The organism is Flagellimonas lutimaris (assembly GCF_003581615.1).
In the GTDB taxonomy this organism is placed as follows: Bacteria; Bacteroidota; Bacteroidia; order Flavobacteriales; family Flavobacteriaceae; genus Flagellimonas; species Flagellimonas lutimaris.
Map to the genome: position 1 here is coordinate 371,520 of NZ_QXFH01000077.1, position 24,002 is coordinate 395,521.

General features: G+C 39.0%; 26 protein-coding genes and 1 tRNA gene. 9 read left to right on the top strand and 18 right to left on the bottom strand.

Annotation, left to right across the window (positions count from 1 at the left end; genetic code table 11):
* Positions 1–13: 13 nt before the first annotated feature.
* From D2V08_RS15835 to mnmE, 3 genes are all read right to left on the bottom strand, one after another.
* Positions 14–748, bottom strand: a complete 735-nt coding sequence (locus D2V08_RS15835; RefSeq protein ID WP_119609307.1) for an NYN domain-containing protein — start codon at positions 746–748, stop codon at positions 14–16.
* Between the two features lie 4 nt (positions 749–752).
* Positions 753–947, bottom strand: a complete 195-nt coding sequence (locus D2V08_RS15840) for a small ribosomal subunit protein bS21 (protein WP_119609309.1) — start codon at positions 945–947, stop codon at positions 753–755.
* 359 nt (positions 948–1,306) lie between these two features.
* The gene (gene mnmE, locus D2V08_RS15845) at positions 1,307–2,677 is read right to left on the bottom strand and encodes a tRNA uridine-5-carboxymethylaminomethyl(34) synthesis GTPase MnmE (RefSeq protein ID WP_119609311.1); all 1,371 of its coding nucleotides are present in this window, start codon (positions 2,675–2,677) and stop codon (positions 1,307–1,309) included.
* 86 nt (positions 2,678–2,763) lie between these two features.
* Here mnmE and D2V08_RS15850 point away from each other — a divergent pair, with 86 nt between their 5' ends.
* Positions 2,764–3,126 (top strand): DUF4870 domain-containing protein, encoded by a 363-nt coding sequence (locus D2V08_RS15850; RefSeq protein WP_119609683.1) that lies wholly within the window; start codon positions 2,764–2,766, stop codon positions 3,124–3,126.
* A 4-nt stretch (positions 3,127–3,130) separates the two neighbouring features.
* Here the strand turns inward: D2V08_RS15850 and D2V08_RS15855 are convergent, their stop codons facing one another.
* The 7 genes from D2V08_RS15855 to D2V08_RS15885 all read right to left on the bottom strand — a co-directional run bounded on the left by D2V08_RS15855 (position 3,131) and on the right by D2V08_RS15885 (position 10,165).
* A complete protein-coding gene (locus D2V08_RS15855; RefSeq protein ID WP_119609313.1) occupies positions 3,131–4,078 on the bottom strand; it encodes a GNAT family N-acetyltransferase in 948 nt (315 codons plus the stop codon).
* A gap of 98 nt (positions 4,079–4,176) precedes the next feature.
* Positions 4,177–5,244 carry a hypothetical protein gene (locus tag D2V08_RS15860; RefSeq protein WP_119609315.1) on the bottom strand — a complete coding sequence of 356 codons (1,068 nt, stop codon included), beginning with the start codon at positions 5,242–5,244 and terminating at the stop codon, positions 4,177–4,179.
* A gap of 154 nt (positions 5,245–5,398) precedes the next feature.
* Positions 5,399–6,517 (bottom strand): DNA polymerase III subunit beta, encoded by a 1,119-nt coding sequence (gene dnaN, locus D2V08_RS15865; protein WP_119609317.1) that lies wholly within the window; start codon positions 6,515–6,517, stop codon positions 5,399–5,401.
* A gap of 119 nt (positions 6,518–6,636) precedes the next feature.
* Positions 6,637–8,301, bottom strand: coding sequence for a gliding motility-associated ABC transporter substrate-binding protein GldG (gene gldG / locus D2V08_RS15870; protein WP_119609319.1), 1,665 nt, complete (start codon positions 8,299–8,301; stop codon positions 6,637–6,639).
* Complete coding sequence (gldF, locus tag D2V08_RS15875; protein WP_119609321.1) at positions 8,301–9,032, bottom strand: gliding motility-associated ABC transporter permease subunit GldF; 732 nt, start codon at positions 9,030–9,032, stop codon at positions 8,301–8,303. Before gldF ends, gldG begins: the two co-directional genes overlap by 1 nt.
* A complete protein-coding gene (locus D2V08_RS15880; RefSeq protein ID WP_119609323.1) occupies positions 9,032–9,334 on the bottom strand; it encodes a putative quinol monooxygenase in 303 nt (100 codons plus the stop codon). The genes gldF and D2V08_RS15880 overlap by 1 nt, the downstream gene beginning before the upstream one ends.
* Positions 9,335–10,165 (bottom strand): SAM hydrolase/SAM-dependent halogenase family protein, encoded by an 831-nt coding sequence (locus D2V08_RS15885; RefSeq protein WP_119609325.1) that lies wholly within the window; start codon positions 10,163–10,165, stop codon positions 9,335–9,337.
* Positions 10,166–10,284: 119 nt separating this feature from the next.
* Here D2V08_RS15885 and D2V08_RS15890 point away from each other — a divergent pair, with 119 nt between their 5' ends.
* The 5 genes from D2V08_RS15890 (at position 10,285) to acs (ending at position 16,330) form a co-directional block, all read left to right on the top strand.
* Positions 10,285–11,244 (top strand): PhoH family protein, encoded by a 960-nt coding sequence (locus D2V08_RS15890; RefSeq protein WP_119609684.1) that lies wholly within the window; start codon positions 10,285–10,287, stop codon positions 11,242–11,244.
* Between the two features lie 8 nt (positions 11,245–11,252).
* Entirely contained in the window at positions 11,253–12,206 is a 954-nt protein-coding gene (locus D2V08_RS15895) for a phosphoribosylaminoimidazolesuccinocarboxamide synthase (RefSeq protein ID WP_439108283.1), read from the top strand.
* 144 nt (positions 12,207–12,350) lie between these two features.
* Positions 12,351–12,614, top strand: a complete 264-nt coding sequence (locus tag D2V08_RS15900) for a DUF4212 domain-containing protein (RefSeq protein ID WP_119609329.1) — start codon at positions 12,351–12,353, stop codon at positions 12,612–12,614.
* Between the two features lie 28 nt (positions 12,615–12,642).
* Positions 12,643–14,358 carry a sodium:solute symporter family protein gene (locus D2V08_RS15905; protein WP_119609331.1) on the top strand — a complete coding sequence of 572 codons (1,716 nt, stop codon included), beginning with the start codon at positions 12,643–12,645 and terminating at the stop codon, positions 14,356–14,358.
* Between the two features lie 64 nt (positions 14,359–14,422).
* Positions 14,423–16,330, top strand: a complete 1,908-nt coding sequence (acs, locus tag D2V08_RS15910; RefSeq protein WP_119609333.1) for an acetate--CoA ligase — start codon at positions 14,423–14,425, stop codon at positions 16,328–16,330.
* A gap of 33 nt (positions 16,331–16,363) precedes the next feature.
* Here acs and D2V08_RS15915 read toward each other — a convergent pair whose 3' ends face one another.
* The 4 genes from D2V08_RS15915 to D2V08_RS15930 all read right to left on the bottom strand — a co-directional run bounded on the left by D2V08_RS15915 (position 16,364) and on the right by D2V08_RS15930 (position 19,853).
* Positions 16,364–17,014 (bottom strand): 3'-5' exonuclease, encoded by a 651-nt coding sequence (locus tag D2V08_RS15915; RefSeq protein WP_119609335.1) that lies wholly within the window; start codon positions 17,012–17,014, stop codon positions 16,364–16,366.
* Positions 17,014–18,933: a DUF294 nucleotidyltransferase-like domain-containing protein gene (locus tag D2V08_RS15920; RefSeq protein ID WP_119609337.1), complete on the bottom strand. Its 1,920-nt coding sequence runs from the start codon at positions 18,931–18,933 to the stop codon at positions 17,014–17,016. The genes D2V08_RS15915 and D2V08_RS15920 overlap by 1 nt, the downstream gene beginning before the upstream one ends.
* Before the next feature lie 279 nt (positions 18,934–19,212).
* On the bottom strand, positions 19,213–19,401 hold the full coding sequence (locus D2V08_RS15925) for a hypothetical protein (protein ID WP_119609339.1): 189 nt from the start codon (positions 19,399–19,401) through the stop codon (positions 19,213–19,215).
* A 110-nt stretch (positions 19,402–19,511) separates the two neighbouring features.
* Complete coding sequence (locus tag D2V08_RS15930; RefSeq protein WP_119609341.1) at positions 19,512–19,853, bottom strand: cupin domain-containing protein; 342 nt, start codon at positions 19,851–19,853, stop codon at positions 19,512–19,514.
* Between the two features lie 224 nt (positions 19,854–20,077).
* On the opposite strand from D2V08_RS15930, the gene D2V08_RS15935 reads away from it, so the two are divergent.
* The gene (locus D2V08_RS15935) at positions 20,078–20,710 is read left to right on the top strand and encodes a flavin reductase family protein (RefSeq protein ID WP_119609343.1); all 633 of its coding nucleotides are present in this window, start codon (positions 20,078–20,080) and stop codon (positions 20,708–20,710) included.
* A gap of 173 nt (positions 20,711–20,883) precedes the next feature.
* On the opposite strand, the gene D2V08_RS15940 is transcribed toward D2V08_RS15935, so the two are convergent.
* Both D2V08_RS15940 and D2V08_RS15945 read right to left on the bottom strand, forming a co-directional pair.
* Complete coding sequence (locus D2V08_RS15940) at positions 20,884–21,093, bottom strand: PLDc N-terminal domain-containing protein (RefSeq protein WP_119609345.1); 210 nt, start codon at positions 21,091–21,093, stop codon at positions 20,884–20,886.
* Between the two features lie 381 nt (positions 21,094–21,474).
* Positions 21,475–21,548 (bottom strand) — tRNA-Met (locus D2V08_RS15945).
* Between the two features lie 138 nt (positions 21,549–21,686).
* On the opposite strand from D2V08_RS15945, the gene D2V08_RS15950 reads away from it, so the two are divergent.
* Entirely contained in the window at positions 21,687–22,070 is a 384-nt protein-coding gene (locus D2V08_RS15950) for an START-like domain-containing protein (RefSeq protein WP_119609685.1), read from the top strand.
* Between the two features lie 54 nt (positions 22,071–22,124).
* On the top strand, positions 22,125–22,970 hold the full coding sequence (locus D2V08_RS15955; protein ID WP_119609347.1) for an aminotransferase class IV: 846 nt from the start codon (positions 22,125–22,127) through the stop codon (positions 22,968–22,970).
* Position 22,971: 1 nt separating this feature from the next.
* Here the strand turns inward: D2V08_RS15955 and D2V08_RS15960 are convergent, their stop codons facing one another.
* Both D2V08_RS15960 and D2V08_RS15965 read right to left on the bottom strand, forming a co-directional pair.
* Positions 22,972–23,532, bottom strand: a complete 561-nt coding sequence (locus tag D2V08_RS15960) for a YqgE/AlgH family protein (RefSeq protein ID WP_119609349.1) — start codon at positions 23,530–23,532, stop codon at positions 22,972–22,974.
* A 121-nt stretch (positions 23,533–23,653) separates the two neighbouring features.
* Positions 23,654–23,926 carry an HU family DNA-binding protein gene (locus D2V08_RS15965; protein WP_100818110.1) on the bottom strand — a complete coding sequence of 91 codons (273 nt, stop codon included), beginning with the start codon at positions 23,924–23,926 and terminating at the stop codon, positions 23,654–23,656.
* Between the last annotated feature and the right edge of the window lie 76 nt (positions 23,927–24,002).

A 24,002-nucleotide genomic window follows, 5' to 3' on the forward strand; every position in this document is an offset into this window, starting at 1 on the left:
TATTTCTTTTTCATTAGGTCTTTGTCCTTACATAAATGAGGTTTCCATTACCCTTGGGATTTTTTCTGGAACCTATTTCTATTTGATCTAAGGACTTGACCATGGGTGTCAATTTTCGGAATCCATAATTCCTTGAATCAAAATTGGGATGCTTTTTTTGGAGCAACGTACCAACTTCGCCTAAGAATGCCCAGCCCTCTTCATCCTCCACGTCTGCAATGGTGGTAAGAATCAAGTCAATTACCTTAGGGGTGATTTTGTCAATCTTATTTTTATCATTCTTCTGCAGGGTGTTGGATTCACCTAATTGGGGTTTATGGAGTATTTCTAGGTAAATGAATTTATCACAGGAAACTATAAATGGGTCTGGGGTTTTTCTTTCCCCAATACCAAATACGGTCATTCCAGCTTCTCTTAGGCGTATGGCAAGTCTTGTAAAGTCACTATCACTGGATACTAAGGCAAAACCATTTACCTTTCCAGAATAGAGGATGTCCATAGCATCTATTATCATGGCACTATCCGTAGAGTTTTTGCCTGTGGTGTACCCATATTGTTGAACTGGGGTAATGGCATTTTTAAGAAGAACATCTTTCCATTTTACCAAACTTGGTTTAGTCCAGTCCCCGTAAATTCTCTTAATGCTAGGGTTGCCATATTTTGCAATCTCCTCCAACATCTCTTTGACATATTTGGAGGGAATATTATCACCATCGATTAAGACGGCAAGGTTTAAATCTTTATCCATAAAATCACTCTTCGTTCCTTTTCAAGTACTCATTTTTGTAGACAGCCTTTGCAATAAGCTCTCTTTTTTCCTTGGATTTTTTGGTAAATTCTTGATTGTTCCTAATGTTTTTTAGTTGTTTAGTGTTTCGAACTTTATTTCTATATCTTTTCAAAGCTCTTTCTATGTTCTCACCTGGAACCAATTTAATTTTAAGCATATCTAATTTTTAATGTATTATTTTGAATACGGCCACAGAACAATACTTTTTTAAGCACGGTCCTTTTCCAAGAAATATGAAGATTTCTTGACCAGTATAATTTTAGACTTTGGCCTCACTGGCCTTTGATGAGGTTATTGTTTCAAGCAAAAAATACCAAGAAGCGGCTCTGGATAATTGGAAATATGCAATGGAGAGCTATCTTTTTATTTAAGGATTGGAGCAATCGTTGTCCCTAATACACAATGGAATGTAAAGGAAAGGATTTAAATTGAGAGTAAACCTGTTTGCGCTGTTTATTTTGAAGGAACACCCTCCATTTACTTTTGAAAGGAAACCAATTGGCGTTCGTTGTTTGATTACTTTCCGATACAGAAATTGGAAAAAATATTGCCCAATAAATCGTCTGTGGTCACACTTCCTGTGATTTCTCCCAAATGATAGAGTGCTTGACGAATATCAATGGCCATCAAGTCGCTGGACAGTTCCATATCCAAGCCTTCTTTTACCTTTTGAATTTCCTCCAAAGCTTTTAACAAGGCATCGTAGTGTCTACTATTGGTAATTATGGTAGTGTCCCCGCTTAATGCCCCTGAATCTACCAACGAAAGAAGCTTTTCCTCTAGTTCGGAAATACCCGTTTTAAACTTTGCTGAAAGGAAAAGTACATTGGGTATTTCTGATGCTATCTTTTCTTTTTGCTTTGGATTTAAGAGATCCATTTTATTGCAGATGGAAAGCAACTGTTTATTAGGGTATCGCTTTTGAATTTGTTCCAATTCAGATTTGTCAAAATCCATTCCGTCGAATAGGTAAATAATGAGCCGGGCCTTTTCAATTTTTTCAAAGGTACGCTCAATGCCTATTTTTTCTACCACATCCACCGTTTCACGGATTCCTGCGGTATCAATAAACCTAAAACCGATACCTTTTATACTAATATGGTCCTCGACCGTATCTCTGGTAGTTCCTGCAATTTCACTCACAATCGCTCTTTCTTCATTGAGCAAAACATTCAGTAAGGTTGATTTCCCAACGTTTGGTTGCCCTACAATAGCTACGGGAATTCCATTTTTGATGACGTTGCCAAGGGCGAAGGAGTCAATCAGTTTTTTAAGGACGTTGCTGATTTTGGTAAGTAATTCGTTGAACTGGGTTCTGTCCGCAAATTCTACGTCTTCTTGGGAAAAATCGAGTTCCAGTTCAATAAGCGAAGCAAAATTAAGCAGTTCTTGTCTTAGTTCTTGGATTTCGTTACTGAACCCACCGCGCATTTGTTGCATGGCGATGTCGTGGGCTGCCTCACTATCGCTAGCAATTAAGTCGGCCACAGCTTCCGCCTGACTGAGATCCATTTTCCCATTTAAAAAGGCTCTAAGGGTAAACTCTCCGGCAGATGCAGCACGGCAACCATTCCTCAGCAACAATTGAATAATTTGCTGTTGGATAAAAGGGGAGCCGTGACAAGAAATCTCCACCACATTTTCACCCGTGTAGGAATGGGGCCCTTTAAAAATGGACACCAACGCCTCATCCAGAATTTTACCACCATCAACAATATTTCCCAAATGGATAGTATGGCTTTTCTGTTTCACTAATTTTTTATCTTTAATGGACTTGAACAACTTATCCACCAAGGTAATGGCATCTGGTCCTGAAGCGCGGATTACCGCAATAGCCCCTGTTCCAGAAGGGGTTGCCAAGGCTACGATGTTATCTGTGTACGACATGGGTGCAAAAGTACAAATTAGCTGGTGTTTGTAACATTTTTAGTGATTTGTATACTAATAAGTTAAATCATCAAAATCAATCAAAAATGGAAGTTATAAATCAAAAAGCAGTAAGAACGGACAACACTTTGTTGGCCGTGACGCATCTTACACAACTTTTGTCGTATGTAACAGGTTTTGGAAGCCTTATTGTTCCCTTGATAATTTGGCTATCATCAAAAGATAAGGTGCAGGGAATGGACGAGCATGGAAAGGCTATTATAAATTTTCAAATTAGTCTGATACTTTACATCATTATCAGCATTCCTGCCATTTTACTTTTGGGCTTGGGTATATTGGGCTTGATAGGAGTAGGGATCATTGGGTTTATATTACCTATCGTTAACGCGGTCAAGGCTGCAAACGGCGAATCTCCGTCGCATTTTATGACGATAAGATTTTTAAGATAGGATATTAAAAATAAGTTTTGGTACTATTCAGATCTAACCATCTGTTCTTATATACTTTTTTAGGTCTTCTAAGTTTTTTTTCCACAAATATTATTACCAAAGAGTACTTGATAAACAACCCCCAGCTAATTAAAAAGGCCAATATTTTTTTAAATAATTTATCTTTTGGATAAAAGACTTTTGTATCATAGTAAAATACGGCGTTCGAAAATTTAATCTTATAATTTATATTACCCCAACCAGTATCCAACAACTTATAATTATTTAAAAAACACCATTCTATTTGATTAACAAACATTAGTTTTCCTAAACTATATTTGTAATAGGACTGGTCAAAAGAAGAAATAGCTGCTTTAAGGATATTGTTGTGAGTGTATCCTAAAGAAATTGCTATTGGGTTATTATTAGCGTATAGGACAAAAAGAGCAGCATTTTTGGATAGAATCAACTTATAACAAGATTTTACGTAGAAGTTCCATTTAGTCAAGGCCGTATGCTTATGAGTCCTTCCTTCAAATCTTTTAAGAATATATTCCTTTAAGGTCTTAAATAAAAGATGATAATTGTCTTTATTTATATCTCCATGATACACTTTTAAGTGAATACTATAATCTCGATGTAGTCTTTGTCTATCTTGTCGTAAGTTTTTATATGTTTTCTTTCCCAAGACATCTTTTAAGTAGTCTATAGCGGATAATGAATTTGAAAAATCCATAGCGTATCCCAAACGATAGGACTTTGAATAAAAATCATAACCATTCTTTAGAGTCATTTTTCTTCTACCTACATATGGCATCACATAATTGACAATCTGAACTTCATTCGTTTCAGCATCGTTATCCACAAAATAAGATTTTGGAACATTTTTGATTTCTTTATAATAGAAGGGCACTTTATTTTTTTCAAAAAAACAAAAAGCAAAATTATGGTAGTTTACACCTAGTTTTTTCATTTGAAATGGTATCCTAATTAGGTAAATAAACAAAAGGGGGCAAACAAATGGAAATTTGCGCCCCCTGATTTTTAATTATTCAATAAATATTTTATGATTTAATCATATTGAAAATAAGTAGCCCAGTTATTACCAGGGAAATCACAACCGTCTGCCCAAGCTGTTTCCTCACATGTGTTACAATCTAAAGGAGTTGGAATAATTAATGGTTGTACTCCTTCTGAAATTAAAATAACACCTGTTACATTGCCACATTCAGGATTAAAATCAGTTCCATTTTCTTGAGCGAGTGCTACCAACTCATCAACATGGCCAGAGGTAAATGTGCCCAGATTACATTCTGCACAGGATTCATCCTCAATATCATCCAATAGTTTCCAAATGGCAAACTGGAGATCTCCATAGGTATAAGCTTCGCCACTAGATACACTGGGCTCGCCGACAATATTTTGATTCAACAACCAATTCACTAAGTCAAAATTCTCGGGATATTCAAAGGCACTATCAGGAAGTTCTTCATTTAAAGCATAAACATCGGCAGTATAACAATTGCTTAACTGTATAGGAGAATCATTATCGATACACCAAGCTCCATAAGATCCAGCTAGAGAGCCTTCACCTATTGTAATATTAAGATATGCGTCAGGGCCTTGATTTACGGTACAAAATTCCAGGGTTTCCGGAAGATTCGCTACTATGGTCTCAACTGAACTTGAAACACATTCCACAACCGCATGAGCTGCTATATATGGTCCTTTTTCGATAGGAACTTCATAAGTAACGGTTTTTTCACAGGCAAATTCGTCTGAATATTCGAAATTACCATTTTTAGGATTTCCGGCATTGGTAATAGGAAACTCTTCGGGAGAATTCACAACAGATAGGTGAGTCTCAGTAATACACCATTCATCATTTGTGATTTCATAGGTAATTAAATAATTGCCCCCTATTTCAGAAACTGTTACTTTACCTACTTCAATGTTTTGTCCTGCATAAAGAATAGCTTCCGACGTAAGGCATTCTTCAGAAAAATCAAACTCAACAGAGTTATTTTTTATTTTACCTTTTCCTGCTGTGGCCTCCAAGTTTTCTCCTGAAGGCTCCACCTCACAGGCAAAAAAAGTGAACGCGAATATCGCAAAAAGGGCTAGTGTTAATTTTTTCATGTTCAATAGTTTAAGGTTTAAATCTTATTCTATCGAAACTATACAAAATAGACTTCCTTAAACGATTTCGCCGATGAAGGAATAGATTACTCGATTAATTGCAGGATTGCATATTAATACCCTGATTACGAATGGTTTATTTGTGGGAATTGTCCTAACTGTTCAACATAACGGGCATCACCAACATTGTTACGTGCTCACCTTCATCCAGTCCGTCGATAGGAGTGAGGATTCCCGCTCTGTTTGGTAAGCTCATTTCCAATGAAACTTCATCAGAGGACAAATTGTTCAACATTTCCAATAAGAATCTAGAGTTGAAACCAATTTGCATATCGTCTCCTTGATAGGAACACGAAAGTCTTTCTTCAGCTTTATTACTGTAATCCACATCTTCTGCAGAAATATTCAATTCAGCTCCAGCAACTTTTAAACGTATCTGGTGCGTGGTCTTATTGGAGAAAATAGAAACCCGACGAACAGAACTCTGGAACTGGTTTCTGGCAATCGTTAATTTGTTTGGATTTTCTTTTGGAATCACCGCTTCGTAGTTCGGGTATTTTCCGTCAATCAAACGACAAACCAATTCAGTATTATCAAAATAAAACTTGGCATTACTGTCATTGTATTCGATAGTCACTTCAGATTCTGAACCTGCCAAAATACCTTTTAAAAGAGTTAATGGTTTTTTAGGCATAATGAATTCTGCCACCTCGGAAGCTGAAACATCCTGACGTTGATATTTTACCAGTTTGTGGGCATCTGTGGCCACAAAAGTTAAATTCTCTGGAGAGAACTGGAAAAACACTCCGCTCATTACTGGGCGAAGGTCATCGTTACCTGCAGCGAATATAGTTTTGTTGATGGCGGTTGCCAAAATATCCCCCAATAGAGTAGTGGAACTCGGATTGGATACTTCTACCGCTTTAGGGAATTCTGCTCCATCCGCATATGCCAATGCATATTTACCGTGGTTGGAACTAATTTCCACCGTATTGTTATCCTCAACAACAAAAGTCAAAGGTTGTTCCGGAAATGTTTTCAAAGTATCCAAAAGCAAACGAGCAGGAACTGCGATAGTGCCTTCGGAATCGGAATCCACTTCCAAAACCGTACTCATGGTAGTTTCTAAGTCCGATGCGGAAACCGTTAGTTTACTTTCTTTAAGATCGAACAAAAAATTGTCCAGGATGGGCAAGGTGTTGCTATTGTTGATAACTCCCCCCAAAACCTGAAGCTGTTTCAATAAATATGTACTGGATACAATAAACTTCATCAACGAAATACTTTAGTATAGTTGCTTTTTTAGCAATTTCCCCTTTTTAAGGGCATTTAAAATCAATAAAAACAAATATATCCCAAATGGATTTAGCAGAGAAACAAATTTATCAACAGTTAAGCGGTGAACTTGCGCTTTCTGTAGTAGCTGAAAAACAGGCCAAACAACAAGGTTAAAACTACTGGAAATCCAATGTTTACAAGCTGCCACTTGGTTTTTTGTTTTGCTATTTTTTTGACATCCAAGAGCGGGATGGAAACTTTCTTGTTTCGAATGTTAATAAGCCCCGTATTGTCCAAGAGGTAATTTGTGCTATTTACCAAGAATTCCTTGTTGCCATAGAAGCTGTTCGTCCATTTATCATAACCCAATTCCAAGGGTCTGCCATTTCGTAATTGGTTCTTGATGACATCGCCATCGGAAATCACGATCATTTTGTTTTCAGGACCTTCTTCCAAGGTATTTTGGAGCTTGAGTGGCTTCACCCTGTTTTTGTACATTGAGGTAAAATTCCCTTCAATCAAAACCGCCAAGGGCAGATTTCCATTAGTATAAGTTTCCCGGTCGGGTTGCTGGTTGATCATATCCAAACTCACCACTCTAGGGATTCCATCAGTCTTCGAAAGTGGCGAACTCTGCAACAAAATGGTCTTCCGATAATCGTTTTCCAATACATCCATTGGACTGGTAAATTGTAAACGAACCGACTCAATATTCGTGTTGATAGGATGGTTGTTCTGAGAAAAAACCATCGGGTAATACAACCACGGAAGCGGATTGTATTGGGAATCGTTTCCTTCGCCAGAAGCCAAAACAATTTGAGTAAAATATAGGTCGTTTACCAAAACGGGATTGATTCTAACCCCATATTTAAAAAATAAATCCTTCAAGTTAAGGTCTCTTGGAACAGCAATCGCCTCGCCACCGCCCGCATAAATGCTGTCCATTTCCATATTCACCTGGTCTACCATCCAAATGGATTTACCACCCTGAACAATATATTGGTCCATTATATATTTTTCTTGGTCGGTAAACGCCTCTGTTGGCTTCGCAATGATGGCCAAATCAAACCCTTTGAGTTGATTTAATACGTTTTGTGAATTGGTAGCCACCGAATCCAACGTAATGGCACCTATGTTGTAATAATCCCGAATAGTGGTGAGATAATCGGCGATAAAAATATCATCCAACTCGCCATTTCCTTTGATAACGGCAACGCTCTTTTTTTCTTCGATGCTCAATTTGGTAAAAGCATCCGCAAAGGCGTACTCTAATTGCTGAACCGAGTTGTTGATACGATCCTCAGCCTTAGAGCCCAATTTGTTTTTAAGTAATGGCACTTTTACGGTTTGGTCGTTAAAATTGACCATAGCCCAAGGGAAAACCAGTTCGTTGGATACTTTTCCATTTTCTTCAACGGTTACATTGGCGGGCTGTAATCCCAAGGCTTGCAACTGAGCAACAGTTTCTTGTGGATTTTCGCTATCCTCCAAAGGGTCCACCAAATTATATTTGATGTTGCTGTTCTTCGATGCAAAGGATTCCAACAACTGAATGGTTTCAGCTTTCAACTTGGAAAACTCCGCAGGAATGTTCCCATCTAGCAACACATCAACGATAACGGGTGTTTCAAATTTTTGGGCCACTTCAACGGCGGGTTCGGAGAGTGTATAGCGTTTATCTTCGGTAAGGTCGAATCGGGTGTAGACAAAACTGGCCAATAGGTTGATGATTACCACGGCCACAATCACTTTTACTATGGATACAAAAAACTTCCCCATTACCTTGACAATTGTTTTAAACGTTGAAAAGTGAGATATAAAAACAAAAGAGTTAAGGAGATAAAATAGACCAAATCTCGAGTATCTATCACACCTCTTGCAATGCTTTCAAAATGTGATTGTGCTCCCAATGCTTGAATCGTTTGTTGCGTTTCTCCGTTCGAAAACAAAGAAGAAGCGGCATCAAACCCATTAAAAATCAAGAAACAAACCAAAATCCCCACCAAAAAGGCGATAATTTGATTATCCGATAGGGTAGAAGCAAATATTCCGATGGAGGTATAACAAGCCATCAAAAACAATAATCCAAAGTAAGAGCCCAGCACTACGCCAAGGTCATAATTGCCTTCTACCATTCCCAATCCTGAGATAGCAAAAACATACACTATGGTGGGAATAACAGCGATAACACACAAAAGAAAGGCGCCCCAAAATTTTCCAAGGACCAATTTCCAAATAGAGATAGGCTTTATCAACAGCAATTCCAACGTGCCCATTTTTCGTTCTTCCGAAAAACTCTTCATCGTAATGGCAGGCACCAAAAAGATAAAAACCCAGGGAGCCAACAAAAAGAAGTTGCTCAAATCGGCAAAGCCGTAATCAAAAATGTTGTATTCGCCCTTGAACACCCACAGAAAAAGTCCGTTGAGAAGTAAAAACGAACCCACGATTAAATAACCGATGGGCGATGTAAAAAAGGACCGTACCTCTCTCTTAAAAATTGCGAACATTAAGATGGGTTTGTTGATTGAATTTTATGAACACTCCAAGCTTCGGGTTTATCGGAGAACAATTTTTTGGTATTGCCCCAAACCTCTTTAAAGAAATCCGAGTTTCTATAATTATCCAGATGGGCCTCCGTATCCCAAAAACTATAGGTGAAAAATATGTTGGGATTCGTAATGTCTTGATACAACTCTACCATATTACATCCTTCAAAAGACAAGATGCCGTTTTTAGATTCTTCAAAGATTCGCTCAAAACTAGCAATATTTTCGGGTTTAAAAGTCAGTTTTACAATGCGTATCAACATTTAGAGGAAATTTATGGTTACGGTGTCCCTGTAATTTAGTCCAAGTAGGGAGGAAGCACCTCCAACGGAATTTAGGTCACTTTTATAAATCGCAAGTTCTATGTAGCCTGCTGAATTGAATAGGGCCAAGGCATCTCCAGGGCCTTTGCGCTGGTTTCGCTCTAAATTATAGTTAATGATGCCGTTATAGCTTTGCTGCACCTGCCGTATTTTGGTGGTTCTCGCGATAATTTCAAAATCTCGTCCGCTTCGGTAAGCTTCGAACAGGCTTTTCTGAATGTTGGTAACTACATTTCCGTAGTTATCAATATAAATTACATTGCCAGATATACTCTTGCCTTCGTTGGTTATCCGTGGTTCAAAATCGCGCAGCTCTTTCAAACGCTCCAAAGGTCTGCCGATAACCTCCAGTTTACCGCCGCGAGCAATGTGGCAGGCCACTTGAACGAATATATTGAGCACGGGAAAAGCACTGGGTTCTGCATTCGGCAAATTGATTTCCACCACTTTTTCGGGCTGCACCTCAGAAGTTATCAAGGAAATGACACCGCTATTGGCACTCACAAAATAATGACCGTCCACCTGAACCACAATATGCTCATTTTCTGGCGAAATTTCCGAGTCCACCCCCACTATATGCACTGTTCCCTTTGGGAACGAGCGGTACACGTTTCTGAGGATATAAGCGCATTCTTGGATATTGAAAGGACTGATGGCGTGCGAAATATCAACAACGGAAATATCGGGGAGATTTCCCAGTATTGCCCCTTTCACAGCACCCACATAGTGATCCTTATATCCAAAATCGGTAGTTAAGGTTATGATTGGCATACAATACTGTTGATATGTTTTTCCGCGTTCAAATTGATTTTTAGTTAAGTTTGTTTGTAAAATTAGTCAAAAAAGAAAGAATAAAATTCTTCAAAAACAACTGTAACACCTCACATTTTTTGAACGAACTTGTAATAGAACTTACGGAGATTAGCCCACAAGAATTTTTTGGGCAACAAAATGCCAACATTGAGCTACTGAAAAAATACTTTCCCAAGCTTAAGATTGTAGCTAGGGGCAATAAGATAAAGGTATTTGGAGACGAAGAACTTTTGGAAGAGTTCGATAAGCGCTTTGATGAGCTCACAGGACAGTTTGCCAAGTACAATAAGCTCGATGAAAACATGATCGAGCGGATACTAACTAGCACAAGCAAAGCTGACTATACTTCTTCCTCTAGTAGCGGTGACGTTTTGGTGCATGGTGTAAGTGGTAGGTTGATCAAGGCCCAGACCGCCAATCAAAGACGAATGGTGGATGCCACCAAAGTTGATGATATGGTCTTTGCCATTGGCCCAGCTGGAACGGGAAAAACATATACGGGAGTTGCTTTGGCCGTAAAAGCATTAAAAGAAAAACAGGTAAGACGGATTATTTTGACCCGTCCTGCGGTGGAAGCAGGGGAGAACCTAGGGTTTCTTCCGGGGGATCTTAAGGAAAAGCTAGATCCATATATGCAGCCCTTATACGATGCCCTTCGGGATATGATTCCTTCAGAAAAGTTGGAAAAATATATTGAGGATGGGACTATACAGATAGCTCCTATGGCTTTTATGCGTGGTCGTACCTTGGACAATGCCTTTGTGATTTTGGATGAGGCCCAGAACACTACCCATGCTCAAATGAAAATGTTCTTGACCCGTATGGGGAAAAATGCCAAGTTTTTGTTGACGGGAGACCCAGGGCAGATTGATTTGCCGCGAAGGGTGATATCAGGTCTTAAGGAAGCATTGCTTATTTTGAAGAATGTGGATGGCATCAGCATCATTTATTTAGATGATAAAGATGTAATCCGACACAAATTGGTGAAAAAAGTAATTGATGCCTATCAAAACATCGAGCACCAGAATCAATTCTAGAAACAATTATGGGAATGAATACGCTGATGTCCACGGATTTTAACTTTCCTGGGCAAAAATCTGTTTATAAAGGAAAAGTAAGAGAGGTTTATACCTTAGAAAATGATGTTTTGGTGATGGTTGCCACGGACCGTTTGTCTGCTTTTGATGTGGTGATGCCCAAAGGAATTCCGTACAAGGGTCAAATATTGAATCAAATTGCGACCAAAATGATGGAGGCAACCGCAGACATAGTTCCTAACTGGTTGATGGCCACTCCAGACCCCAACGTAGCAGTGGGAAAAGCTTGCGAACCTTTTAAAGTGGAAATGGTGATTCGAGGATATATGTCCGGTCATGCTGCCCGTGAATACAAAGCAGGGAAAAGATTGCTCTGTGGTGTTCAGATGCCCGAGGGAATGAAGGAGAATGATAAATTTCCGGAACCTATCATAACACCAGCCACAAAAGCAGAAAAAGGAGATCACGACGAGGATATTTCCAAAGAAGATATTTTAAGGCGAGGCATCGTTTCCAAAGAAGATTACGAGGTGTTGGAAAAATATACCCGAGCCCTTTTCCAAAGGGGAACTGAAATAGCAGCGGAGCGAGGGCTTATTTTGGTGGATACGAAGTACGAATTCGGTAAAACCAAGGACGGGGAAATCGTATTGATTGATGAGATTCACACTCCAGATTCATCTAGGTATTTTTATGCTGATGGATACAAGGAGCGCCAAGAAAAGGCTGAGCCACAAAAACAACTCTCCAAGGAGTTTGTGAGACAATGGCTCATTTCTAATGGATTTCAAGGTTTGGAAGGTCAGTCCGTTCCCGAAATGTCAGATGAGTACATTGAGTCGGTTTCTAATCGTTATATAGAACTCTATGAAAATATTACTGGAGATACTTTTGTGAAAGCAGATGTTACTAATCTTCAAGAACGCATCTTAACTAATGTAAAGGCATATTTGTCAAAATAGCCACCGCATACTTGTTATTTAACCAATATATAAAAGGGAATTCTGTGAATTCCCTTTTTTTATTGTCCAAACGGTAATAAACCTTAAAACTAAATTGATATATTGAGATGGCATAATCTAATTAACTAAACAAACCACCAAACTATGTCTGAAAAACAAAAAAAGGCCACCGCCTATTGGAGGGAGAATCTTAAATATTTGGTTATTCTCTTGACCATCTGGTTCCTGGTCTCCTATGGAGCAGGCATCGTCTTCAAAGATGCATTGAACAATATTCGAATAGGCGGATTTAAACTAGGATTTTGGTTCGCACAACAAGGTTCCATCTACGTTTTTGTCATTCTTATTTTTGTATACGTACGTCTAATGAACAAATTGGACAAGAAATACGGCTACGAGGAGGAATAAATCAACCAACTGAATAAAACCACAACTAATGAGTGATGTACAAATTTGGACTTATGTGTTGGTCGCATTGTCCTTTGGTCTATATATAGGAATTGCCATCTGGTCTAGAGCCGGTTCAACCAAAGAATTTTATGTAGCTGGTGGAGGAGTTTCCCCATTGGCAAATGGAATGGCTACGGCAGCCGATTGGATGTCGGCCGCTTCTTTTATCTCCATGGCGGGAATCATATCCTTTGCCGGGTATGATGGCGCCGTATATTTAATGGGATGGACAGGCGGCTATGTGCTTTTGGCGCTGCTATTGGCACCTTACCTTAGAAAGTTCGGAAAATTTACAGTGCCCGATTTTATTGGGGAACGCTACTATTCTAAAACAGCTCGAGTTGTGGCGGTTATTTGCGCCCTAATTGTTTCGTTCACTTATGTGGCAGGGCAAATGAGGGGCGTGGGTATCGTCTTTTCAAGATATTTGGAAGTAGATATCAACACAGGAGTTGTCATCGGTATGGTGATTGTTTTGTTCTATGCCGTATTGGGAGGTATGAAGGGAATCACCTATACACAAGTCGCCCAATATTGTGTGTTGATATTCGCTTTTATGGTGCCTGCTATATTTATTTCCATTCAGATGACGGGCAACCCAATTCCACAACTTGGATTTGGGGATACCTTGTCCGATGGTTCAGGAACTTATCTTTTGGATAAATTGGATGGACTTTCTACCGAACTTGGTTTTGCAGCCTATACGGATGGTTCAAAAAGTACGATTGATGTCTTTGCCATTACCTTGGCATTGATGGTGGGTACCGCAGGTTTGCCCCACGTAATTGTACGTTTTTTTACGGTAAGACGTGTGCGTGATGCCAGAAAATCGGCAGGATTGGCCTTGTTGTTTATCGCCATCTTGTATACCACGGCACCAGCCGTAGCCGTATTTGCCAGAACCAATCTTATTGAAACGGTTAGTGGGAAAGAGTACGATAATATGCCCGAATGGTTCAGCCGTTGGGAAAAAACAGGACTCATTGCCCATGAAGATAAAAACGGTGATGGGAAAATTCAATATGTGGCCGCACCGGAAATAAACGAGTTGACCGTTGACCGGGATATTATGGTACTGGCCAATCCGGAGATTGCCGATTTACCAGCATGGGTCATCGGTTTGATTGCAGCCGGAGGATTGGCCGCAGCTTTGTCGACAGCCGCGGGATTATTACTGGTGATTTCTTCTTCGGTTTCCCATGATTTAATCAAGAACGTACTTAAACCAGACCTCTCAGAAAAGCAAGAACTTTGGGCTGCCCGAATTTCTGCAGCGTTAGCTGTTGTTGTTGCCGGATACTTTGGAATCAATCCGCCCGGTTTTGTGGCTGCGGTAGTTGCTTTGGCCTTTGGCCTTGCAGCAGCATCGTTCTTTCCAGCCATTATTTTGGGGATTTTCTATAAGAAAATGAATAGCAAAGGAGCCATATCGGGAATGATTGTAGGTCTTTGCCTGATGCTTTTCTACATGCTGAAATTTAAGTTTGGAATTTTTGACGGCGGAAAGGAAGCTGTCGGAAACCTTCAAGAAAGTTGGTGGTTTGGTATTTCGCCAGAAGGTTTTGGAACCGTAGCGATGCTTGTCAACTTTATTGTGGCCATTGTGGTGAATCAATTTACAGCTGAACCACCTGAAGAAGTGCAGGAAATTGTTGAAAATATTCGTGTCCCCAACCAAGCTGGCAAAGCATCTGAACATTAAAATGACTGTGAAATGGCTTTCTTTTTCCTTATTTTTAAAGCATCATAAAATTTAATTACACATAATGAGTAACTACCACATAAAACACTTGGAGGAGTATTTTCAGGTGTATCGAAAATCCGTGAGAAACCCCGAGGGATTTTGGGAAGAAGTTGCCGAAGAGCACTTCCACTGGCGTAAAAAATGGGATTCCGTCTTGGAATGGGATTTTAGCAAACCTGAGATAAGTTGGTTCAAAGGCGCCAAGTTGAATATTACTGAAAACTGTATCGACCGTCATCTTAGAATTAGAGGTGATAAAACCGCAATTCTTTTTGAACCGAACGACCCAAAGGAAGAGGCAGAGCATATTACATATAATCAGCTTCATGTGCGTGTTTGTAGGTATGCCAATGTTTTAAAAAATAAAGGTGTCAAAAAAGGGGACAGGGTAGTAATTTATTTACCCATGATCCCAGATTTGGCCATAGCATTATTGGCCTGTGCCCGTATCGGGGCAATTCATTCCGTTGTGTTTGCTGGGTTTTCATCAACTGCTTTGGCAACAAGAATCAACGATTGTGGAGCTAAAATGGTACTTACGTCGGATGGTTCTTTCCGAGGAACCAAGGTAATAGATCTAAAAGCCATTGTGGATGAAGCCTTGGATAGCTGCCCTGATGTAGAAACCGTTTTGGTCACCAAACGTACAGGAGGTGATGTTACCATGAAAGAAGGTCGTGATGTATGGGTTCAACCGCTGTTGGACAAAGCATACTTGGACTGTGCACCTGAGATTATGGATGCTGAAGACCCTTTGTTCATCCTTTATACTTCTGGTTCTACCGGACGCCCCAAAGGAATGGTGCATACAACAGGAGGATACATGGTTTATACCGCATATACATTTAAAAATGTATTCCAGTACAAAGAAGAGGATGTATATTGGTGTACGGCCGATATCGGCTGGATTACAGGACACTCTTACATTGTATACGGCCCCTTGGCCAATGGTGCTACCACAGTAATGTTCGAGGGTGTTCCTTCATATCCTGACTTTGGGAGGTTTTGGGATGTGGTGCAAAAACATAAAGTTAACCAGTTTTATACTGCCCCAACTGCAATTAGAGCTTTGGCCAAGGAAAATTTGGATTTTGTTGCGGAGTACGACCTTTCAAGCTTAAAAGTTTTGGGAACAGTAGGAGAGCCTATCAATGAGGAGGCATGGCACTGGTACAACGACCATGTAGGAGAAAAGAAATGTCCTATTGTAGATACTTGGTGGCAAACGGAAACAGGGGGAATCTTAATTTCACCAATTCCGTTTTCTACCCCAACAAAACCGACCTATGCTACTTTGCCCATGCCAGGGATTCAACCTGCCCTTATGGATGAAAATGGTAAGGAAATCAAGGGTAATCAAGTTGATGGAAGATTGTGCATCAAATATCCATGGCCATCCATTGCCAGAACTATTTGGGGAAATCACCAACGATATAAGGATACCTATTTCTCTGCTTTTGAAGGAAAATATTTTACAGGAGATGGAGCCCTTAGGGATGAGGTAGGTTATTACCGAATTACGGGTAGGGTAGATGATGTGATTATCGTTTCCGGGCATAATTTGGGAACAGCACCTATAGAAGATGCTATTAACGAACACCCAGCAGTAGCTGAATCGGCAATTGTTGGTTTCCCTCACGATATCAAAGGAAATGCATTGTACGGGTATATTATCTTGAAGGAAACGGGTGAGGACCGTAATCGTGATAATCTCAAAAAGGAAATCAATCAATTAATTACAGACCATATTGGACCCATTGCCAAATTGGATAAGATTCAGTTTACCGAAGGATTGCCAAAAACACGAAGTGGTAAGATTATGAGAAGAATTCTCAGAAAAATTGCCTCTAAGGATACCAGCAACCTAGGGGATACGTCAACTTTGTTGAACCCAGAAATTGTAGAATCCATTATGAAAGAAAGCCTTTAGTAGCTTTTGGTGAATAAATATACTAGGACCTCTTTATCTAAGGAGGTCCTTTAATTTATTGGGTTTTAATTTTTCTACTATTCTCAAGAAAGCAATGGCGGTAATAAAAGCATCGCCCAATGCCGTGTGTCTGTCCTTGCAAGAGATACTAAACTTTTTAGCCAAATCATCCAAAGAGTATCGTTCTTTTCTTTGCACTACAGTAGAAATCAACAAGGTTCTAACATAAAGGGATTCGGTGTCCAACGTTTTATTCTTCAATTTGGGCAATCCATTTCTTTTTAAAGCGGCATTGATCATGTTCACATCGAACATCACATGGTGCCCAACAAGGATGTGGTTTTTCGCATAAGCCAGAAACTGTTTCAAAGCTTTGAGCTCAGAGATGCTGTCCCTTTTACTTTTCTTCAGAATTCCATGGATTTCTGCACTATCTTTATTGTAATGTTCCTGTTTAATATAGACTTCAAAGTTATCTTTAACCACAATATTGTTGTCCATTAGTTTGAGTGCGCCAATACACAACATCCGATCTTTGGTGATGCTAAACCCCGTGGTTTCTGTATCCAATACAACAAAGGTATTCTCGCGAATATCCTCCGGAAGCTTTTCCTTGAAATAGGCCTCATACTCCCGCCAAAAATCGGGAAGCTCCAATTTTATCTTGCTAGAGAACGGCCACATTAGCGCAACAGATTTTTTACTTGGAACCTTACTTCAATCAAAGATTGTATATCCTTCACCGTCTTAAAGGTTCGTTTAAGTTTAATTTTCTCCTCCTTGTTCAATTGATCCAAGGCAATATACCTACCCGAATCGTTGTGCAGTAAACCCTGTCTAGTCCTAAATTTGAGCAATGCCTTGCTAGCGTAGGAACAAGCAAGATATAGTTCTTTATTATTGGGTTCCAGCTCCGCCAGTTTTTCGTAGCGCTCCGCAGTATTGTTTATGGATTTGATGGAATGCGAAAGTATAAGCACCCTAGCCGCATCGATAATAGGCATTAAGGCACGGAGTTTTAAGTCAAAAAAGTCCTTGTGCTCTCCATCTTGCTCTACTAAAAAGTCTCTAAAGAATCCTGATGGTGAGGGGTTTTGTAAGGCCCCGCTCGCTAAATGGGTGAAAAATTGCGGGTAGTGGTTGGCATGATCGAAAATGCTATGGGAAAGCTCATCTGCCAGAGCTTTCTCTCCATAGGTTACATTGTAATCAAAAAAGATGGATGATAAAAGAATTTCTTCGGGTCCGGGATTGTGAATCCAATGTGCTGTAACGCTTTTCCATTCGCTTAAACTATGGCACCAAGAGCGATTGGAAGCCATCATATCCGCAGGACAATACTCAAAACCGATGGTGTTCAGCATTTTGGAAATTCGTTCACCCAGTTTTAAAAAGTAGCTTTTGGTCGCTTCCAATTGCTCCTCGGAAACATCTTCAAAAATGATTGCATTGTCCTGATCGGTATTTAGCAATTGTTCCCCACGACCTTGACTTCCCATGCTGAGCCAGGTAAATTTTACAGGAGGTTCTTTCTCCATTTTGGATAATGCAATTTGTATAACCTGTTTGGTAGAAGCATCATTGAGTTCCGAAATAATTTTGGATACAAGTCCCAGGGGAATGTTTTGATCCAAATAATCTCGTAACAGTTTCATGGTACCATGTCGAATCCCTCGTAGTCTCTTCGCGTCTGTAGCTCTTTTAATTGCCCTTAGAAGAACTGCAGGATTGTTTCCAACTGCCACCATGATATCATGCTTAGAAAGGATTCCGACAGCCCGCGTATCCGTTGTTCCATCTTCCGTAAGAACCAAGTGACTGATATTACTTTTCATCATGGCCATTTGCGACTGTGCCAAAGTCAGTTCTTTGGGATAAGTGATAATGGGAGATGACATTATGGTTTTAGCTAAGCCTGTGATAGGAAATAGTCCTGTCGCAACTTTTTTTCTGAGATCTTTATCGGTTATAATGCCTACGGGCATACCATCTTTCTCTACCAATATGCAACTCACATTGTGTTTTGTCATTTTATTGGCGATTGTCTTGATTTTCGAACCTTCTTTACAAGTAATGAGGTCCGTGGAATATTTAATGGGCTGAAGATCCAATATTTTGTTGGTGGAATATTGATTTTCCTCTTTATTGGTGCCGTATAATTTTCCTCTGTGCTTAATGGAGTAGGGGTTCCCGGTATTGGAAGCGAAACTTTCGATTAGAAAATTTCCGATGCGTTTGTTCTCTAAAGCCAAAGGCTTAAAATCTTTGATGGGAATGGCGTAAAGTATGGTCTCCTCATACGCCTTGGCCTCTAATTTATAGTTTTCGTGCGCCAATAAAGGCCTAAGGCCAAACACATCACCTTCATCACAGATATCCAGTATTTGGGTTGAACCTTCTTTTGATAAGGCTATGGCTCCTTTATTAACCACATAGAAATGCTCATGCGGGTTCTCGTTTTCGGAAAAAACAATGGTATTGGTCTCCTTGTGGATGATCACCACTTCGATAGACAATTGTTCCAGCTGTTTCTCCTCCATAGTGCTAAATGGAGGATAGTTTTTTAAAAAGTCGGCAATGCGTTCGGAAATGGTATTCTTCATGGCAACCTAAATTTAAGGGTAAATCCCATGAATACATTGCATAAAATAAAAAAAGACCGCTTATTAAAGCCAGTTTTGATTACTGATTGAAGAAATAGACCATCTATGTAGCGTACTTATTAAAGACATAGAATTGTTTAAGTAATCAGGTGACAAAAACAATTGATGCAAAACACTTTTACTTACTTCCCATTACTTGCTTTATTATAAGCCCGTATCATGAGTATCGCCCAAATAGCAACGAGTATAATAACAACTACCGAAAACCATAAAACGATATCATTTGCTGTCATTGTCCACAAGTTTTAAGTAAATCATAACGCCTAAAAGGGTAGGTGCCCAAAGGCCTATAAATATGCCATGTTCTGGGTCGCCATTAAGAAATAAGTATTCTGCTACAAAAATGATCAGCGCACACAAAGTCAACATCAACAAATTGGCGGTTCCTAATTTTTTGAAGTAATTCATTCGAAGGTTGGTTTAAATCCTTGAAGTTAGGAAAAAAACTATACCCTTAAAACTAAAAAAGCCATTCAACTGAAATACAACTAAATAACCTACTTATTGTTTTTTTGAACTTATTCCATCTCTATTCTATCCGCTCTAGAAGTTGGCTCTGAAATTACAAGAAACTCCAAATTCACTTTTTCCTCATTTCGTATTTGGTGCACCGTTTGGGGTTCAATATGAATCCCTTCCCGTTCCAAAACCCTTACTGTCCCATTTTTTAATTCAAATACCGCTTCACCTTTCAAAATGTAAAAAAATTGTTGGGCGATGGTATGATAATGCTTTGCCTCACTAGTATTGGGAGGCATCATTTCTTCAATAATACTTAGTCTATCATCTTTCAATAAATGCCAGCCATCACAATTGGCTCCCCATTTATAATGTTCAGCATTTCCTCGATTTTTCTTCATCGTTATTTGATCTTTGGATTTATGTTCACTGGACTACATCGCAAAAGTCTTTGTGATAAAAACTATGAATAGTTGGGTCCCATTGACCAATTGAGGTTAAGGGTTGATAATGTGGCATGACATTATGTATTGTTGGCGTATGATGCTTATCTTTTACCAATCGAATATATTGATATTCTAAGAAATAAATTTTACACATATTATCGATACTCAAACCAAACAATATGTATTATTCGAATAAGGATATTAGGGAAATGGACAAGGTTGCCCGGCTTAAAATAATCAATTCCATAACTGGGATTAAGCCTGCCAATCTGATTGGAACCATAGACAATGATAAGCTGACCAATTTGGCGGTTTTCAGCTCTGTGGTTCATTTGGGCAGCCAACCTCCTTTATTGGGCTTTATTGCAAGGCCAAAGACGGAAGATTCGGGTCATACACTTCGCAATATCGAGCAAAAAGGCGAGTACACCATAAACCATATCCATCCAGAATTCATTGCCCAGGCCCATTACACCTCGGCAAAATTTGACAAAAACATATCAGAGTTTGACCGGTGCGGGTTCTCGGAAGAATATATAGGTGACTTCGATGCACCTTTTGTAAAGGAAAGTTCGGTTAAAATGGGACTGCGTTTGAAAGAAATGGTTCCCATTCCTTTGAACGGAACAACATTGGTGATTGGCGAAATAGCCCATTTGGTTTTGCCAGATTTTGCCTATGAGAGCGACGATATCAACTTGGAGCAACTACAAAGTACTGGTATTTCCGGACTCAATAGCTACTACAAATTAGTGAAAGTAGCCCAACACCCCTATGTGAGGGTGGAAGAGGTGCCTGATTTTAACAAATGAGATTGACATAACCCTATGGTCTTGTCTGGCAGTATTGGTGCGAATGGAAGGATGCGCCACTCGCTTATTTTATGAGCTCATTGTGTTGGTAATTGTTTATTTGAACTTTTCTGTAAACATGAAATTTGTGATAAATCAAATGTTGGTTTATGGTGAAACGGAAATTGTATTAGTCAACTGGTTTTGATTTTTTGTGAGGTTCCAAATATGAAGTAGAGAATTGCACCCAATAGATTTGTGAATAGTATCACCAAAATCCATACTATTTTATTATTCTTTGTAAAATCATTTCTAATAACATCTATCAGTGCTATAATTGGGATTAAAAACCCACATAATATTAGCATTATTTGCCAAGGCCCAATCATTCCAAGTTGGATCATCTTTTTATGTTTTTTATAATAATCGTTGTTTGAACTTTAGTCAAATGTAGGAAATTTCCAATGAATAAGAATTTCCTTTTCGGTGAAAAGAGAAATGAAAATGGTCAGAAAGTTTTTTTAATAGAAGGGTGATAAACGTCTAAATCGTAAACCAATTAATTACACGGAAAAAGTAAACAACTCTCAGGGTAGCCCCATGAAAATTAATCAGTGTTTTCAATTTTTCGGGCACTCCCTTCAAAGTCTAATTTCACTGCTTTAAAATGCCAACTTGGACAAACAATATTTGATTATAATTTGTAAATAATATAGGCTACTTTGAAATATCAAGCATAAAAAAAGTCATTCAACTGAAATACAGCTAAATGACTTTGTTTTTAGTAGCGAGAGAGGGACTTGAACCCTCGGCCTCCGGGTTATGAATCCGACGCTCTAACCAGCTGAGCTACCTCGCCATGATTTTGCTAAGCGGGTGCAAATATATGTTTAAATTTTCGCTGAATCAAAATTCATTATTAATTTATTATTTGACATTTATTTTTATATCTTCCCAAACTATACTAAAGTTGAAAAACGATTTAAAGAACACGACAATGAGTGATAAGGTTAAATTTGAACTGGAGTTTGTGATCCACTCTTCACCTCAGTTGCTTTACCAATATATTTCCACACCTTCCGGACTATCTGAATGGTATGCAGACAATGTTAATTCACGTGGAGAAATGTTTACATTTATATGGGATGGTGCAGAAGAACAGGCTAAAATGCTTAAGCGCAAGAGTGATGAGTTTGTAAAGTTGGCATGGGAAGAAAATGAGGATGATTCCTTTTTTGAAATGCGTATTATTGTTGACGAGATAACCAAAGATGTGTCTCTATTTATAACAGATTTTGCCGAGGAGGATGAGGTGGACGAAGCTAAAATGCTTTGGGAAAACCAAGTCTCGGACCTTAAACAGGTTCTTGGATCTACCTAGACCAATTCTCAACTAAACCGTATCTTTGGTCCCGATAAAAATTGGGACTTTTTTATGGTCAATTATAACGGAGAAATTTTAGCGGAGGATAAATCGATTTTCACCCATAGCAATAGGGCATTTAAGTATGGAGATGCTCTTTTTGAAACAGTTCGCTATGTCAATGGCACTCTATTTTTTTGGGAAGACCATTACTTTAGGTTGATGGCCTCCATGCGAATACTACGTATGGAAATCCCCATGGATTTTACCCTGGAGTTTTTAGAGGAGGAAATCAAAAACACAATAAAATCCAACGGACTGGAAAATGGTGCCGTTCGGGTTCGTTTAACGGTTTTTAGGAATGAAGGAGGATTTTACACGCCGGCCAACAACGAAGTTTCCTACGTTATTGAGACTAGCCCCATGGAATCTCCTTTTTTTATTCTGAATGAAGGGAAATACGAAGTGGAATTGTTCAAAGATTTTTATGTGAACAAGGACATGCTCTCCAATCTTAAATCCACGAACAAAATACTGAATGTTGTTGCAGGAGTTTATGCTGAAGAAAACGGCTATGCCAATTGTCTGCTGGTAAACACGGATAAAAAGGTAGTCGAGGCCATCAACGGAAACCTGTTTTTAGTGAAGGGCAATGAGGTAAAAACGCCGCCTTTGAGTGATGGCTGTTTGGACGGCATTATCCGAAAAAACCTTATGAAAATTATTGCAGGCTCTGAAGAACTTGATTTAGTAGAAGAATCCATATCGCCTTTTGAACTTCAAAAAGCTGACGAATTGTTCATTACCAATTCCATAGTAGGCATACAACCCATTAGTAAATACAGGAAAAAAGAATTTGATACCAAAGTATCCAAGAGCTTGGTAGGAAAATTAAATGCTAAGGCTAGAATAGGGTAGTTTAGTTCAACGAAGGGTTTTCGGGCGCATTCGACCATAAAAGGTAATCTCCACCCAATTCCACCATCTTTTCTTTCCAGAAAGCATTAGCGGCTTTTTCTAGAATATTACTTTCATATTCATTGGGGAGAACTACCCAAGACTTGGAAGAAAGTTCTTGATCTAACTGGCTCGTGCCCCATCCAGAATAGCCTAAAAAGAAGCGAATATCCTGTTCGGTAATGGTGCCATTGTTGATAAGTTCAATGGTTTTATCAAAATTTCCTCCCCAAAAAATACCATCAGAAATTTCAACGCTGTTTTCAATAAGGTCGGGTACTTTATGGATAAAGTAAAGATTGTCTTGCTCTACCGGCCCTCCATTAAATACTTGAAAAGGGATGGAAATATCTGAAACAAGGTCGCAAATGGTATAGTCCAATGGTTTATTTAAAATAAAGCCTACCGAACCTTCATCATTATGTTCAGCAATAAGCACCACCGACCTATTGAAAGAAACGTCACCGGTCAGTGAAGGTTCTGCAACGAGCAAATTTCCTTTTTTTGGCTTTTGAGTTACCATTTACATGTGTTTCTTACATTTAAATTTAACATATTATTTAACATATACAAAAAACAGAAACTATATCAACTAAAAAAGCACTCCTAAAAGGAGTGCTTTCATATATTAAATAAATAATTGATTAGTTTACTGCACCGCTCAATTCAGCGCCTGCTTTGAACTTTACAACGTTCTTAGCGGCAATCTTAATGGTAGCACCAGTTTGTGGATTTCTACCTTCTCTAGCGCTTCTTCTAGAAACTGACCAAGAGCCAAAACCTACCAAGGAAACTCTGTCTCCTTTTTTAAGCGTTCCTTCTACATTTCCCAAGAAAGATTCCAATGCTTTTTTTGCTGCTGCTTTCGTGATGCCAGCATCAGCTGCCATAGCATCGATTAATTCTGTTTTGTTCATAATGGAATTAAATTAATTGTTGTTAATATAATTTTAATGCTAAACAAATTTATATGGATTTGCCACTCACGCAAGT